Annotated in this window: 13 protein-coding genes; 9 read left to right on the top strand and 4 right to left on the bottom strand. The window is 73.0% G+C overall.

The features are described from left to right. Window positions 1-104 precede the first annotated feature (104 nt). On the top strand, window positions 105-947 hold the full coding sequence (locus ASC54_RS00455) for a hypothetical protein (RefSeq protein WP_156376684.1): 843 nt from the start codon (window positions 105-107) through the stop codon (window positions 945-947). Between the two features lie 130 nt (window positions 948-1,077). On the opposite strand, the gene ASC54_RS00450 is transcribed toward ASC54_RS00455, so the two are convergent. After that, the gene (locus ASC54_RS00450) at window positions 1,078-2,853 is read right to left on the bottom strand and encodes a biotin carboxylase N-terminal domain-containing protein (RefSeq protein WP_055858665.1); all 1,776 of its coding nucleotides are present in this window, start codon (window positions 2,851-2,853) and stop codon (window positions 1,078-1,080) included. A gap of 124 nt (window positions 2,854-2,977) precedes the next feature. After that, window positions 2,978-3,622, bottom strand: a complete 645-nt coding sequence (locus tag ASC54_RS00445) for a nucleoside triphosphate pyrophosphatase (RefSeq protein ID WP_235451346.1) — start codon at window positions 3,620-3,622, stop codon at window positions 2,978-2,980. Between the two features lie 105 nt (window positions 3,623-3,727). Here ASC54_RS00445 and ASC54_RS00440 point away from each other — a divergent pair, with 105 nt between their 5' ends. The 4 genes from ASC54_RS00440 to ASC54_RS00425 all read left to right on the top strand — a co-directional run bounded on the left by ASC54_RS00440 (window position 3,728) and on the right by ASC54_RS00425 (window position 8,082). Then, complete coding sequence (locus ASC54_RS00440; protein WP_055896002.1) at window positions 3,728-4,960, top strand: class I SAM-dependent RNA methyltransferase; 1,233 nt, start codon at window positions 3,728-3,730, stop codon at window positions 4,958-4,960. A gap of 140 nt (window positions 4,961-5,100) precedes the next feature. Further along, the gene (locus tag ASC54_RS00435; RefSeq protein ID WP_055859464.1) at window positions 5,101-5,778 is read left to right on the top strand and encodes a response regulator transcription factor; all 678 of its coding nucleotides are present in this window, start codon (window positions 5,101-5,103) and stop codon (window positions 5,776-5,778) included. Then, window positions 5,765-7,027, top strand: coding sequence for a sensor histidine kinase (locus ASC54_RS00430; RefSeq protein ID WP_235451345.1), 1,263 nt, complete (start codon window positions 5,765-5,767; stop codon window positions 7,025-7,027). The genes ASC54_RS00435 and ASC54_RS00430 overlap by 14 nt, the downstream gene beginning before the upstream one ends. Next, on the top strand, window positions 7,024-8,082 hold the full coding sequence (locus tag ASC54_RS00425) for a hypothetical protein (protein ID WP_055858678.1): 1,059 nt from the start codon (window positions 7,024-7,026) through the stop codon (window positions 8,080-8,082). Before ASC54_RS00430 ends, ASC54_RS00425 begins: the two co-directional genes overlap by 4 nt. 441 nt (window positions 8,083-8,523) lie before the next feature. Here ASC54_RS00425 and ASC54_RS00420 read toward each other — a convergent pair whose 3' ends face one another. Beyond that, the gene (locus tag ASC54_RS00420) at window positions 8,524-8,784 is read right to left on the bottom strand and encodes an acyl-CoA carboxylase epsilon subunit (RefSeq protein ID WP_055858683.1); all 261 of its coding nucleotides are present in this window, start codon (window positions 8,782-8,784) and stop codon (window positions 8,524-8,526) included. After that, complete coding sequence (locus ASC54_RS00415) at window positions 8,781-10,379, bottom strand: acyl-CoA carboxylase subunit beta (protein ID WP_055858686.1); 1,599 nt, start codon at window positions 10,377-10,379, stop codon at window positions 8,781-8,783. Before ASC54_RS00415 ends, ASC54_RS00420 begins: the two co-directional genes overlap by 4 nt. Window positions 10,380-10,587: 208 nt before the next feature. Between ASC54_RS00415 and ASC54_RS13115 the strand changes: the two genes are divergently transcribed. From ASC54_RS13115 to ASC54_RS00395, 4 genes are read left to right on the top strand one after another with little or no spacing between them, the layout of a single operon-like run. Then, the gene (locus ASC54_RS13115) at window positions 10,588-11,529 is read left to right on the top strand and encodes a hypothetical protein (RefSeq protein WP_055895999.1); all 942 of its coding nucleotides are present in this window, start codon (window positions 10,588-10,590) and stop codon (window positions 11,527-11,529) included. Beyond that, window positions 11,526-12,224, top strand: a complete 699-nt coding sequence (locus ASC54_RS13110) for a cytidylyltransferase domain-containing protein (protein ID WP_055858692.1) — start codon at window positions 11,526-11,528, stop codon at window positions 12,222-12,224. The genes ASC54_RS13115 and ASC54_RS13110 overlap by 4 nt, the downstream gene beginning before the upstream one ends. Then, entirely contained in the window at window positions 12,221-13,096 is an 876-nt protein-coding gene (locus ASC54_RS00400) for an N-acetylneuraminate synthase family protein (protein WP_055895996.1), read from the top strand. Before ASC54_RS13110 ends, ASC54_RS00400 begins: the two co-directional genes overlap by 4 nt. Continuing rightward, window positions 13,093-14,334: a DUF6716 putative glycosyltransferase gene (locus ASC54_RS00395; RefSeq protein WP_055895994.1), complete on the top strand. Its 1,242-nt coding sequence runs from the start codon at window positions 13,093-13,095 to the stop codon at window positions 14,332-14,334. Before ASC54_RS00400 ends, ASC54_RS00395 begins: the two co-directional genes overlap by 4 nt. Window positions 14,335-14,370 lie beyond the last annotated feature (36 nt).

Raw genomic sequence — 14,370 nt, 5'->3', positions numbered from 1 at the left:
CGCCTCTGCCCCTCGTCTACGCCCGAGATACGCAGGATGCGGGCGAGAGAACGAGGCTCTACCGCGCCCTGCGCTCGACAGCTATGGTGTCGGTGCATCCCGGGGTGCACGTCGCCGCCGACGATCTGGGGCGACTCGGCACAGACGACCGCTATCGACTGCGAGTTCTCGCGACCGCTCGTCGGCTGAGCAGGTACGACACCATCTCCCACTGGTCAGCCGCCGCCTTGTGGGGTCTTCCGGCTGTCGACGGCTGGCCCGACGAGATCCACTCGACCGTCCCGGCAGGCAGTGGGCTCTGTCCGAACCGCACGCTTCGACGGCACCGCACCTGCACTCCCGAAGCCGAGACCCTGCACGTCGCTGGCCTGCCGGTTACGTCACTGGCGCGCACCGTCATCGATGTTGCTGGCACAGCGAGCTTCTCGGCGGCCGTCGCGGTTGCGGATGCTGCGCTCTTCTCCGTCGGCCGCGGCGACCATGACGGGCTCAGCCTGCTCTCCTTCCGCTCCGCCCTCTCCGGCGCTCTCGACGAGCTCGGCCGCGCACCCGGAAGCGCACGCGCCCGCAGGGTGATCGACTTCGCGGATGAGCGGGCGAATCGTCCGGGTGAATCGCTCAGTCGAGTGACGATGCACCTGATCGGCGCGCCACCGCCCGAGTTGCAGTTCCGAGTCATCGGAGCGTCAGGGCGGATCTGGCACACCGACTTCGGCTGGCCCGAGTTCGGTGCTGCGGCCGAGTTCGACGGGCGTGCCAAGTACTCCGATCCGCAGTTCCTGCGAAGCCGTACACCGGCGGACGTGGTGTACGACGAGAAGGTGCGGGAGGACGACATCCGTCCATCCGTGCGGACCTTCGGCCGCTGGGACTGGTCGACCGCGCGCTCGCCGAAGCGGATGGCGAGCGCGCTCCAGCGCCTCGGCGTTCCAGTGGGTCGCGATTGAGCCGAGAAGTGGCGATCGGGTCGGAATGTTTCGACTCACTCGCCACTCTTCGGCACACGCGCAGCGCGGAGGCGCAGACGCGCGGGCGGCAGGGGCGCGGGGCCGGGCGCCTCGGACAGATGCGGCGGGGCTAGTCCGCGATGGTGAGCAGCACGTGGCCCGCGGCGACCGTCTCGCCGACGGCGGCGTTGACGCCGGAGACCGTGCCGTCCTTGTGCGCGGTCATGGGCTGCTCCATCTTCATCGCCTCGAGCACGGCGACGAGGTCGCCGGCGACGACCGTGTCGCCCTCGGCGACGGCGAGCTTCACGACCGTGGCCTGCATGGGGCTCTTGACGGCGTCGCCTGAGGCGCCGACGGCGACCGCCGAGCCTCCCCGACGGCGCGGGGCGACGGCGAGCGCGGCGGCGGGGCGGGATGCTCCGCTCGGCATGAGCGACTCCGGGAGCGACACCTCCAGGCGCTTGCCCCCGACCTCCACGACGACGGTGTGCCGGGCGACGGGCGCCGACACCTCGTCGGTGAGGGTGCCGCTCCAGGGCTCGAGCCGGTTGTCGAACTCGGTCTCGATCCAGCGCGTGAAGACGGTGAAGGGGGCGCCGTCGGCGGGCGCGAACGCGGGGTCGTCGACGATGGCGCGGTGGAACGGGAGCACGGTGGGCAGACCGGCCACCTCGAACTCGGCGAGGGCGCGTCGCGAGCGCTCGAGGGCATCCTCGCGCGTCCTGCCCGTGACGATGAGCTTCGCCAGGAGCGAGTCGAAGGCGCCCGAGATGACGTCGCCGGTCGTGACGCCCGAGTCGACGCGCACGCCGGGGCCGCCGGGGAAGCGCAGGGCGTGCACGGGGCCGGGCATGGGCATGAAGTTGAGCCCCGGGTCCTCCCCGTTGATGCGGAACTCGATCGAGTGGCCGTGGGCGACGGGGTCGTCGTAGCCGATCTCCTGGCCCTCGGCGATGCGGAACTGCTCGCGCACGAGGTCGATGCCGGTGACCTCCTCCGAGACGGGGTGCTCGACCTGGAGGCGCGTGTTGACCTCGAGGAACGAGACCGTGCCGTCGGCGCCGATGAGGAACTCGCACGTGCCAGCGCCGACGTATCCCACCTCGCGGAGGATCGCCTTCGACGACGTGTAGAGGAGCTCGGTCTGCTCGTCCGTCAGGAACGGCGCCGGCGCCTCCTCGACGAGCTTCTGGTGGCGGCGCTGCAGCGAGCAGTCGCGGGTCGAGATGACGACGACGTTGCCGTGCGCGTCGGCGAGGCACTGCGTCTCGACGTGGCGCGGCTTGTCGAGGTACTTCTCGACGAAGCACTCGCCGCGGCCGAACGCGGCGATGGCCTCGCGCGTGGCCGAGTCGAAGAGCTCGGGCACCTCCTCGCGCGTGCGGGCGACCTTGAGCCCGCGCCCGCCGCCGCCGAACGCGGCCTTGATCGCGACGGGCAGGCCGTGGACGTCGACGAAGTCGAGAACCTCCTCGGCGCCCGACACGGGATTGAGGGTTCCGGGGGCGAGCGGGGCGCCGACCTTCTCGGCGATGTGGCGCGCCTTGACCTTGTCGCCGAGGGCGTCGATCGCCTCGGGGGAGGGGCCGATCCAGATGAGGCCGGCGTCGATGACGGCGCGGGCGAACTCCGAGTTCTCGGCGAGGAACCCGTAGCCGGGGTGCACCGCGTCGGCGCCCGAGCGGCGCGCGACGGAGAGCAGCTTGTCGATCACGAGGTAGGTCTCGGCGCTCGTGGTGCCGCCGAGGGCGTAGGCCTCGTCGGCGAGCTTGACGTGCCGCGCATCGCGGTCCTGGTCGGCGTAGACGGCGACGGTGCCGAGACCGGAGTCGCGCGCCGCGCGGATGACGCGGACGGCGATCTCGCCGCGGTTCGCGATGAGTACCTTCGAGATGCGGGCCATGGTTCTCTACCCTAGGGGCCGGTCGGCACCCCCCGTTTGGCTCGCCCTCACAAAAGCGACGGCGATCCCTTGCAGGGGGCCACAGGCGACGGATGCTCGGCGCGCGCTCGCGGGCGGCCCGCGTCTAGCGGTTCCAGAGCTCCGTCCACCGCCCGCCGAGCTCGTGCACGAGCTTGCGGACGAGCGGCACGGAGAGCCCGACGACCGTGTGCGGGTCGCCTTCGATGCGGTCGATGAAGCCGGCGCCCTTGGAGTCGATCGTGAAGGCGCCGGCGACCTTGAGAGGCTCGCCGGTGGCGATGTAGGCGTCGATCTCCGACTCCTCGATGTCGTCGGCGAAGTGCACCGTCGCGCTCGAGGCGCGGCCGACGGCGCCGCGCAGGCGCCCGCCGCGGTGGTCGATGAGCCAGTGGCCCGAGTGCAGCACGCCGCTGCGGCCGCGCTGGGCGAGCCAGCGCTCGCGGGCGATCTCGGGCTCGTGCGGCTTGCCGAACACGGTGCCGTCGAGCTCGAACGCCGAGTCGCCGCCGAGGATGAACCCGTCGAGGTCGGAGGGCGCGAATCCGGCGCCTCCGCACACGGCGGGGTCGAGCACGGCCTCGGCCTTGAGGCGGGCGAGCAGCTGGACCATCTCGGCGGCAGTCAGCGGGCCGGCCGCGGCGACCGCGGCATCCTCGTCGACGAGCGGAGCGATCGCGACGGGCTCGATGCCGACGGCGCGGAGGGTGGCGAGCCGGGCGGGGGAGGTGGAGGCGAGGATGAGGCGCACGAGCACGATCGTAGGCGGCGCTCCGGTCGGGTGCCCGGGCACCCGCCGCATCGGCGGGGCCGCTGCCGGGCGGGCCCGCGCCGACCGGCCCGTAGTCTGGGGCGCATGGGTGAGAACATCGGCCGCGAGGTCGAGCTGACGGTGGAGCGCATCGCGCACGGCGGGATCTCGGTGGGCCGCCTCGACGGCCGCGTGGTCTTCGTGGCCGACGCGATCCCGGGCGAGACGGTGCGCGCGCGCATCTCCGACGACCGCAAGAAGAGCTTCTGGCGCGCCGACGCGATCGAGGCGCTGCAGCCGAGCGAGCACCGTCGCGAGCACGTCTGGCCGGTCGCGAGCATCGACCGGGACCCGCGCCAGCGCGCGGGCGGCGCCGAGTTCGGCCACATCGCCCTCAGCCACCAGCGCGAGCTGAAGCGCCAGGTGCTCGCCGAGTCGCTGCAGCGCATGGCCGGCATCGAGAGCGACGTGAAGGTCGAGCAGCTGCCCGGCGATCACGCCGCGAACGGCCTCGGCTGGCGCACCCGCATCCGTCTGCACGTCGACGGCGAGGGTCGCATCGGGCCGATGGCGAGCCGCTCGCACACGGTGATCCCGGTGACGGATGCTCCGCTCGCCTCGCCCGCGGTGCAGGCCGCGACGCCGTTCAGCGAGCGCTTCACGGGCCTCGGCACGGTCGACGTGCTCGCCCCCACGGTCGGCGACCCGCGCCTGGTGCTCGGCGAGCAGAAGCCCACCGTCATCACCGAGCGCGTGGGGGAGCGCAGCTTCCGGCTCGACGACACGGGCTTCTGGCAGGTGCACCGCGAGGCCCCCGCCGCGCTCACCGCCGCCGTGCAGGGCGCGATCGACGACGCGATCTTCGACGCGCGCGCGGCGAACCTCGACCTGTACGGCGGGGTCGGCCTGCTCGCCGCGGCCGTCGGCGACCGCTTCGGCGCGGCGACGCGCATCACGAGCGTGGAGTCCGACGAGCGCGCGACCGAGCACGCCGCGGAGAACCTCGCCGAGTGGGTGGGCGCCGCCGCGATCACGGCGCGCGTCGACCGCTTCCTGCGCGAGCTCGAGCAGTCGGCGAGCGCGGCCGAGCGCGCCCGTCTGCGGGCCGCGACGGTCGTCCTCGACCCGCCCCGCTCGGGCGCCGGCACCGAGGTCATGGCCGTCCTGGGGCGCCTCGCTCCGGCTCAGGTGATCTACGTCGCCTGCGATCCCGTGGCGCTCGCGCGGGATGTCGCGCTCGCCGCTCCGCACGGCTACCGGCTGGCGGGGGTGCGGGCCTTCGATCTCTTCCCGCACACTCACCACGTGGAGGCCGTCGCGTCGCTCGTTCGCGACTGATTCTCGCCTCATCCGCGGGCTCCGGGGGCGTTCGACCGGCGCGGCGCGACGCGCTCCGAGGGCTGCGGGCCGACTAACATGGGGCGAGCACCGCAGCCCGACGGTGCGCTCCGAGCCGCTCAGGGAAGTAGAACGTCGTCGTGGTCGCACCCCAGGGGAAGAAGGTTCGGATCGCCGTGGTCGATGACCACGAGTCGGTCCGCCTGGGCCTCCAGGCCGCGTTCACGAACGCGGGCTTCGAGTTCGTCCTCGCCGCGGCGACCGTGCCCGAGTTCGTGGAGGGCCTCGGCTCCGGCGAGGTCGACGTGGTCGTGCTCGACCTCTCGCTCGGCGATGGCTCGAGCGTGACCGAGAACGTCAAGGCCGTGCAGGCCACGGGCTCGGCGGTCCTCGTCCACTCGATCGCCGACCGCGTCGCGAGCGTGCGAGAGGCGCTCGCCGCGGGCGCCGCCGGCGTGATCCCGAAGTCCTCCGCGACGAAGACCGTCATCGCCGCCGCGGAGACGGTCGCGCGCGGCGAGGTGCTCAACAACCTCGAGTGGGCGAGCGCGATCGACGCCGACCGCGACTTCGCGAAGGCGCAGCTCGGACGCCGCGAGCGCGAGATCCTCCACCTCTACGCCTCGGGCCTGCCGCTCAAGCTCGCCGCCCAGCAGCTCGGCATCGGGTACTCCACGGCTCGCGAGTACCTCGATCGGATCCGCGCGAAGTACGTCGAGGTCGGGCGGCCCGCGCCGACGAAGGTCGACCTGCTGCGCCGCGCCGTGGAGGACGGCATCCTCCCGGGGCTCGACAACGATGGCGATGACTCGGCCTGAGCCGGCTCCGAGCGCGGCGAAGCAGCCGCGCCAGCCGATCAGCCGAAAGCGGGTCGATACCGTCCTGTCGAGATCGGTCGCGTGGTTCGGCGCCGTCTTCGGCATCCAGGCGCTGCTGCTGGTCATCCCGCAGTACGGGCTCGCCCAGCCGCTGTGGGCCGCGATCGCGACCGGGGCCATGTACGGCTCGCTCCTGCTCTCGCTGCTGTGCTCGGGGCTCAAGCGATTCGTCGTGGGCGCGCACCGGGTCGTCGCCGTCGTGTACGTTCTCGCCCTGCTGACCTGGCCGTTCTTCCTCGCGGATCCCGCGAACCCGCAGGAGGGAGATCACTGGCTCTACCTGCTGACCACCGTCGCGACCGCGAGCGCCGCGATCGGCCTGAGCGTGCGCGGCGCGCTCATCTACCTCTTCGTGGTCCCCTTCATCTACGGCATCATCCGCGCCATGCCCACGGGCGGCGACGGGCCGTGGGAGCTCGGGCTGTTCAACGCCGTGTACGCCGTCATCCTGGGCGGCGCCGTGCTGGTCATCATCACGATGACCCGCGCGGCATCGAGCTCGGTCGACGACGCGCAGGGCACGGCTCTCGACCGCTACTCGTACGCCGTCCGCCAGCACGCGACGGAGGTCGAGCGCGTCCACGTCGACGCGATCGTGCACGACAGCGTCCTGACCACCTTCCTCTCCGCGGCGCGCGCCGAGTCGCCGGAGGAGAAGCTGCTCGCCGCGACGATGGCGGGCAACGCGATGCGCCACCTCGAGGAGGCCGCGCTCGCGACTCCCGACGACGGCAGCACGGTCCGCTTCCGGCAGGTCGCGGACCGGATCGTGCGGGCGGCGCGCGAGATGTCCGTGCCGTTCTCCATCCGCGTCCGCTCGCTCGACACGCGCATCGTGCCGGCGGCGCAGGCCGAGGCGCTCTACTCGGCCGCCGTCCAGGCCATGGTGAACTCGATCCAGCACGCCGGCGGCTCCGAGGTGCGGCGCTGGTTGCGCGTCTCCGGCGTGCAGGGCGGCGCGATCGAGATCGAGGTCGGCGACGCCGGAGCGGGGTTCGACCCCGCGAGGGTCCCCGGCGAGCGGCTGGGCGTCCGGCGCTCGATCATCGAGCGCGTGGCCAATGCCGGCGGGAGCGCCGAGGTGCGCTCCGAGCCCGGTCACGGCACGGTCATCGTCGTCCGCTGGCCCGTCCTCGCCCCGCCCTCCGCCGGATCCGAGCCGCTCGAGGCGATCGAGGAGGCTCGATGAGGATCGGCGTGCCCCGGGCGCTCATCGTCACGATGGCGGCGCTCTTCTCCGGCTATCACATCGTGCTCGGCCTGTACACGATCGATACCCCCTCGAACCCGCTCCCCGTCCTCGCGGCGATGGTGCTCTACGCGCTCGCCTCGACCATCAGCCTCCTCCCCGGGCAGCCCGAGCGCATGCCCGTCTGGATGGCCGCGCTCAATGTCGCCGTGTGCGTGAGCCTGACCCTGCTCATCACCCCCCAGCTCGACCCCGGACGCGACGGCGGTCTCGGCTACGCGACCTGGTACGTGGCCGCGATCGGCACCCTCATGACGATCACGTCCACCCGCAAGCGGCACATGTTCGCGTGGGTCGGCATCGCCCTCCTCGTCGTCCAGACCATCTGGTGGGGCGGCCCCGGGCTCCTGCTGGGCACCGGCGTGATCGGCTCGGCCGCGTGGGTCGCGATCTCGCACATCCTCAGCCGAGCGCTCGCCAAGGCGTCCCTCGACGCCAACCGCTTCGCGCAGGCCGAGCGCGAGGCGACCGACTGGCAGGCGGCCCAGGAGGCGCACCTGTACGAGCGGCAGTTCCGTCTCGGGCAGACGAGCACGATGGCCGCTCCGATGCTGCGCGTCATCGAGCGCTCGAGGGGCGAGCTCACCGATGAGCAGCGGCGCGAGTGCATCTACCTCGAGGCGGCGATCCGCGACGAGATCCGCGGGCGCGAGCTGCTCAACGACGCCGTGCGCGCCCAGGTGATGTCGGCTCGACGGCGGGGCGCGACCGTGACGCTGTTCGACGAGGGCGGGCTCGACGGCATGGACCCGGACGAGCGCGACCGCATCCTCGACCAGCTGGCCACGGCGATCCGCGGCACGGAGGCGCGCCGGATCATCGCGCGGACTGCGCCCGCCGACTCCGACATCGCGGTCACGGTGGTGGGGCTCACGCCCGTGGGCGACGGTTCGGCCCGCGATCTGGGCTCGGCCGAGGAGGAGGACGACGAGGACGACGAGGTCGATCTGTGGCTGGAGATCCCGAGACCCTCGGCGCTCGCCTCCGGCTCCTAGAGAGGCCGCGTTAACGATCGAAGGGCCGGAGTACCCATCTCCGGCCCTTCGCAACGTATCGAGTTAGATCCACAACCCGAATATGGATCTAACTCGCCCCCCAATCACCCGGCCGTTTACCCTATTCGGCCGGTGAAGGGTGGTGCGCTCCGATGGAGCTGCACCGCTTACATGACATAGTGCCAATCCCGAGGGAGCGCGCACAGTCGTCATTTTGGGGGACCGGCGGGGTACATTTTTCGTACCCCGATCGAAGCCTCGCCCGATTTTCCGGGGATGTGGGACGGAGATGTGCGCGATACCGGGGTACATCCCCCGTCCGGGGGTAGCGATCGAGGGTCCCGATACCCTTCCGGTTGCGGAATCCGCACCGTCGACGACGGATTCCGCACTTCGGACGCCTCGGCCGCGCGCTTCCGCGCCGGATCCCGCCCGTTCGGCTCAGCAGCCGCGCTGGCCTCGCGACGCGCTCCACGCGCCGGGGCCCGCGTGCACGTCCGCGCGCGGAGCCTGCGCGGCTCGCCGCCACAGATCCGCGGAGGCCGCCCGTCGCGGCGCTCCGAGCGAGGCCTGCTCGGCGAGGACGGCGGCGATCACGGCCTGGACGGCGGCGAGCTCCTCCTCCGTGGGGCGGCCCGACGCGATGCGCACGACGGGCGTCGGCGGAGCATCCGCGCCCGAAGGATCGACCTCGGCCGTCACAGCGGGATGTTCCCGTGCTTCTTGGGCGGCAGGCTCGCGCGCTTGCCCTTGAGGGCCCGCAGCGCCTTGATGACCGCCACGCGCGTGGCCGCCGGCTCGATGATGCCGTCGATCTCGCCGCGCTCGGCCGCGAGGAAGGGGCTCGCGACGTTGTAGGTGTACTCGTTCGCCAGGCGCGTGCGGACCGCCGCGACGTCCTCGCCCGCCGCCTCGGCCGCCTTGATCTCGTTGCGGTAGAGGATGTTCACCGCGCCCTGCCCGCCCATGACGGCGATCTCAGCCGTGGGCCAGGCGAGGTTGATGTCCGCGCCGAGCTGCTTGGACCCCATGACGATGTAGGCCCCGCCGTAGGCCTTGCGCGTGATGACCGTCACGAGGGGGACGGTCGCCTCGGCGTAGGCGTACAGGAGCTTCGCGCCGCGCCGGATGACGCCCGTCCACTCCTGGTCGGTGCCGGGCAGGTACCCGGGCACGTCGACGAGGGTCAGGATCGGGATGGAGAAGGCGTCGCAGAAGCGCACGAAGCGCGCGGCCTTCTCGCCGGCGTCGATGTTGAGCGTGCCCGCCATCGCCTTCGGCTGATTGGCGATGACGCCGACGCTGCGGCCGTCGACGCGCGCGAATCCGATGACGATGTTCGGCGCGAAGAGCGGCTGCACCTCCAGGAACGACCCGGCGTCGACGACGTGGTCGATGATGTCGAGCACGTCGTACGGCTGGTTCGGGCTGTCGGGGATCATCCCGTTGAGTCGACGGTCGTCGTCGGTGATCTCGAGCTCGGCCTCGGATGCGTACTCGGGCAGCTCGGCGAGGTTGTTGTCGGGCAGGTAGCTGAGCAGGGCGCGCGCGTAGTCGAAGGCGTCGGGCTCGTCCTGCGCGAGGTAGTGCGAGACCCCCGAGGTGCGGTTGTGGGTGAGCGCGCCGCCGAGCTCCTCCATGCCGACGTCCTCGCCCGTGACGGTCTTGATGACGTCGGGTCCGGTGACGAACATCTGGCTGGTCTTGTCGACCATGATCACGAAGTCGGTGAGGGCGGGGGAGTACACCGCACCGCCTGCGGCGGGGCCGCAGATGATCGAGATCTGCGGGATCACGCCCGAGGCGGCGGTGTTCCGGCGGAAGATCTCGCCGTACTTGCCGAGCGCGACGACGCCCTCCTGGATGCGCGCGCCACCGGAGTCGAGGATCCCGATGATGGGGACGCCCGTCTTGATGGCGAGCTCCATGACCTTGATGATCTTCTCGCCGGCGACCTCGCCGAGCGAGCCGCCGAAGATCGTGAAGTCCTGGCTGTAGACGGCCACCTGGCGGCCGTGGATCGTGCCGGTGCCCGTGACGACGGCGTCGCCGTAGGGGCGCTTGGCCTCCATGCCGAACGCGTGGGTGCGGTGGCGCACGAACTCGTCGAGCTCGACGAAGCTGCCGTGATCGAGCAGGGCGTCGATGCGCTCGCGGGCGGTCATCTTGCCCTTGGCGTGCTGCTTCTCGATCGCCGCCTCGCCCGCGGCCGTCACGGCCTCGTGGTAGCGGACGCGCAGGTCGGCGATCTTGCCGGCGGTCGTCGACAGGTCGGGAGCGGGGGTCTCGTCGGTCACCGGCTCAGCCTATCGACCAGCCACCGGCCGGTGCCGTTGGGGGAATGGCACAAAAAGGGGATGCGGCGGTGTGCGCGTCGGAACGGCCGTCGGTCATCCGTCGGTCGCCCCGCGTTCACCGCCGGGCCCGCACCGCGTCACCCGCCGCTCGTAGCGTCGCTCGCGACACAGGCCCCGTCGTCGGCGCGGGCCGCGCGAGGGGGAGCCGATGCCGGTGCCGTGCACGACCGCGTGGGTCGAGTCGCCGCTGCAGCTGCTCGGGGCGCTCGAGCACGCGGCGCTGACCGTCGACGAGCGCGACCAGCCGCTCGCGATCGTCCCGCGCGCGGGCGACACACAGCTCGAGCGCACTGCCGCCCACGTCCACGACCGCGGCCTCCCGCAGGCGGCCGCCATCGGCATCGAGCGGCGGCTGATGCCGTGGCATCGCTTCGCCGCCGGCGCCGAGTGGCTCGTGGGAGACGCGTTCTCGGGCCTCGTGCAGGCGCGACTGGCGCGCGCCGTGCCCGACCGTCTCGTCCTCGTCGACGACGGGGCGATCACGCGCCGCCTGGCCCGGCTGCTCGGGGCGGGCGAGCCGCTGCTGCGCCCCGCGCGGGCCGCCGCCGACGGCCCGAACGGCCTGCGGCGCGCTCTCGCGTCATCGACGATGCGCACGCTCCGCGCGCTCGCCGCGGAGGGCCGCCTCGACGTCACGACCTACCTCCCTCCCGCCGATCCGGCGGTCGCGTCCCTCCTCGAGCTGGGCGCCCGGGTGCGGCACCACCGCTTCGCGTGGACCCGCGAGCACGGGCTCGCCGCGCGCGACGTGCCCGAGGGGCGTCGCATCGTCCTCGGCACGGCGGCCGTCGCCGACGGCCTCATCGAGGCCGACGAGCAGAGCGGCCTCGTGCGGCGGCTGGCGCGCGAGCAGCGCCTGGCCTACCTCCCCCACCGGCGCGAGCCGGAGTGGTTCCTGCGGGCCCTCGCGCGCGAGCGCCACGTGGAGGTCGTCCCGGCCGCCGTGCCCGTGGAGCTCGCGCTCGCCGGCGCGCTCCGCCCGCTCGACGTCGTGAGCCGCCCGTCGAGCGCGATCGAGACGCTCAGCGTCGTGCTCGAGGGCACCGGCTCGAGCGTGCGGCTCGCGGACCCGGCGCCGGTCGCCCCGTGAGCGTCATCGCCGTCATCCCCGCGCGCGGCGGGTCGAGGGGAGTGCCGGGGAAGAACCTGCGCACGGTCGGCGGGCGGAGCCTCGTCGCGCGGGCGGTGGGTGCGGCCCGCGCCGCGGCATCCGTCGACCGCGTCGTCGTGAGCACCGACGACCCCGCGATCGCCCGCGAGGCCGAAGCGTCCGGCGCCGTCGTCGTCGTGCGGCCCGCGGATCTCGCCCGCGACGACGCCGCCTCGGAGAGCGCGCTCCTGCACGCGCTCGAGGTGACCGGCGACGGCGCCGAGGTGCTGGTCTTCCTGCAGGCGACCTCGCCCTTCATCGACCCGGCCGATCTGGATGCGGCGGTCGCGCGGGTGCGCTCCGGGGAGGCCGACGCCGTGTTCTCCGCGATCGCGACCCCGGTGTTCCTGTGGGCTCCGAGCGGCGAGGCCTCCGGCGCGACACCGCGCGGATGGTCGGGAGTCAACCACGACCCCGCGCACCGCCCGCGTCGGCAGGAGCTCCCTCCGCAGGTCGCCGAGACGGGCGCCTTCTACGTGCTCGACGCGGCCGGCTTCCGCGCCGCGCGCCATCGCTTCTTCGGGCGGGTGGAGCCGGCGATCGTCGCCGAGCGCTGCGGTCTGGACATCGACACCGAGGAGCAGCTGCTGCTCGCCGACGCCCTCGCGGGCACCATCGAAGGAGGAGGCGCGTGAGCGTCAGGATCGCCGGTCGGCCCATCGGGTCGGGTCACCCCGTCTACGTCATCGCCGAGATCGGCCTCAACCACAACGGCGACGTCGGCATCGCCAAGGAGCTCATCGACGTCGCGGCGGCGGCGGGCGCCGACGCGGTGAAGTTCCAGAAGCGCACGCCCGAGCTCGCGACTCCCGCCCACATGCGCGACGTCGCGCGCGACACGCCGTGGGGCACGATGACCTACCTGGAGTACCGCCACCGCGTCGAGCTCGACCGCGAGCAGTACATCGAGATCGGCGACCACGCCACTCTCCGCGGTCTCGACTGGTTCGCCTCGCCGTGGGACGAGCCCTCCGTCGCCTTCCTGGAGGATCTCGGCGTCGTCGCCCACAAGGTCGCGTCGGCCTCCGTGACCGACCTGCCCCTCCTGCGGGCGATCGGGGCGACCGGCAAGCCGGTCATCCTGTCGACGGGCATGTCGACGCTCGAGCAGATCGACGCAGCGATCGAGGCGCTGGATGCCCGGGGCCGGCTGATCCTGCTCCACGCGACCTCGACGTACCCGATGCCCGCCGACGAGGCGAACCTCCGGGTGGTCCCCGCGCTCGCCGCCCGCTACCCGGGGGTGCCCGTCGGCTACTCCGGCCACGAGCGGGGGCTGCAGATCAGTCTCGCCGCCGCGGCCCTCGGCGCGACGGTCATCGAGCGGCACATCACGCTCGACCGCACGATGTGGGGCAGCGATCAGGCGGCGTCGCTCGAGCCGCAGGGGCTCGAGCACCTCGTGCGCGACGTGCGCATCATCGAGCAGGCGCTCGGCGACGGGGTCAAGCGCGTGCAGCCGGGCGAGCTCGCGCCGATGCGGAAGCTCCGGCGGGTCCCCGCGTGAGGCTGATCGCGATCGCCGACTCCGACTCGTACCTGAAGTGGGCCGCCGGCACGGTCGAGCGGCTCGCGCCCGAGGCGTCGAGCGACGAGGTCGCGCTGCAGCTCCTGGCGAACCCGGTCATGCCGAGCGAGCCGCAGCGGCGGGCCGCTCTCGAGCGCACGCGGTGGCGCAGCCGCGACCTCGCCGTGCTCGGGCTCGACGACCTCCTCGCGCAGGTGCGGCACCATCGGCCAGAGGCCGTCCTCGTAGGCATGCGCGGCCCGACCGCGGCGGTCGTGCTGCGCGAGCTCGTCGAGCTGCGCGACCGGCCGGTTCTCGTCACCGGGCTTCCGGGCGTCGGCATCCCGGCCACCCGCAAGGCCCTCTACTACCGGGCGCAGGCCGATGTCATGCTCGTGCACTCTCGGCGCGAGCGGCGCGCGTTCGCCGACCGAGCCGAGGCCCTGGGCTGGTCGCACCGCTTCGCGCTGTCGAGCCTGCCGTTCCTGGAGGGCCGCCCGCCGGCCGGCGACGACATCGTGCTCGCCGCGCAGGCGCTCGTCCCCGCGACGCTCGAGGAGCGCCGCTGGCTCGTCCGGCAGCTCGACGCGACGGCTCGCCGCCACCCGCATCGGCGGGTCGTGCTGAAGGTGCGCGCGGCGACCGGCGAGCAGCAGACCCACGCCGAGCGCTGGCCGCTCGCCGATCTGCTCGCCGAGCTGCCGGCCCGGGCGCCGAACCTCGTCGTGCGGGGCGGCTCGATGTCGCAGACCCTCGACACCGCGGGCGCGCTCGCCACGGTCAGCTCGACGGCCATCCTCGAGGCCGTCGCCCGGGGCATCCCCGCGCTCGCCCTCGACGACTTCGGGGTCGATGACGCGCTCATCAACACGGTCTTCCGCGACTCGGGGCTCCTGGGCTCGGTCGACGACCTGATCGAGGGCCGCTTCCGGATGCCCGCCCCCGCGTGGGCCGCCGACAACTACCTGCACGCCGAGGCCGACGCCGATGCCGCGACCGCCGTCGACGCCCTCGTGCGCGAGCGCGCGAGCGGAGGGCTGCCGCCGCGCCGACCGGTCCGCTCGACCCTCGGCGGCCCCCTGCGGCGCGCGTGGGATCGCAAGTCGGCCCTCGGCGCGCACGACCGCTCGCTCTCGGGCGCCGCGGCGCTCGCGGTCGGCGTTCCGCTGCGCGCGATCGTGCGCGCCAGTGCGCGGCGCGTTGACCGCCCCCTGGCCCGGGGATACGCTCGCCGCTGACGGCTCCCTCCCCGGCGGGCCGCACCCCATGTGCAG

Origin of the sequence: Yonghaparkia sp. Root332 (genome assembly GCF_001425665.1) — a bacterium.
Classification (GTDB): Bacteria; Actinomycetota; Actinomycetes; order Actinomycetales; family Microbacteriaceae; genus Microcella.
Note: the sequence above shows the minus strand (reverse complement) of the source record. Positions and strands in the feature narration are given on the sequence as shown.

Bases quoted from the DNA above. Each gene is read 5' to 3' on its own strand.
- ASC54_RS00450 (WP_055858665.1), bottom strand. From the start codon at position 2,853: ATGGCCCGCATCTCGAAGGTACTCATCGCGAACCGCGGCGAGATCGCC.
- ASC54_RS00440 (WP_055896002.1), top strand. From the start codon at position 3,728: ATGGGTGAGAACATCGGCCGCGAGGTCGAGCTGACGGTGGAGCGCATC.
- ASC54_RS00430 (WP_235451345.1), top strand. From the start codon at position 5,765: ATGACTCGGCCTGAGCCGGCTCCGAGCGCGGCGAAGCAGCCGCGCCAG.
- ASC54_RS00425 (WP_055858678.1), top strand. From the start codon at position 7,024: ATGAGGATCGGCGTGCCCCGGGCGCTCATCGTCACGATGGCGGCGCTC.
- ASC54_RS13115 (WP_055895999.1), top strand. From the start codon at position 10,588: ATGCCGGTGCCGTGCACGACCGCGTGGGTCGAGTCGCCGCTGCAGCTG.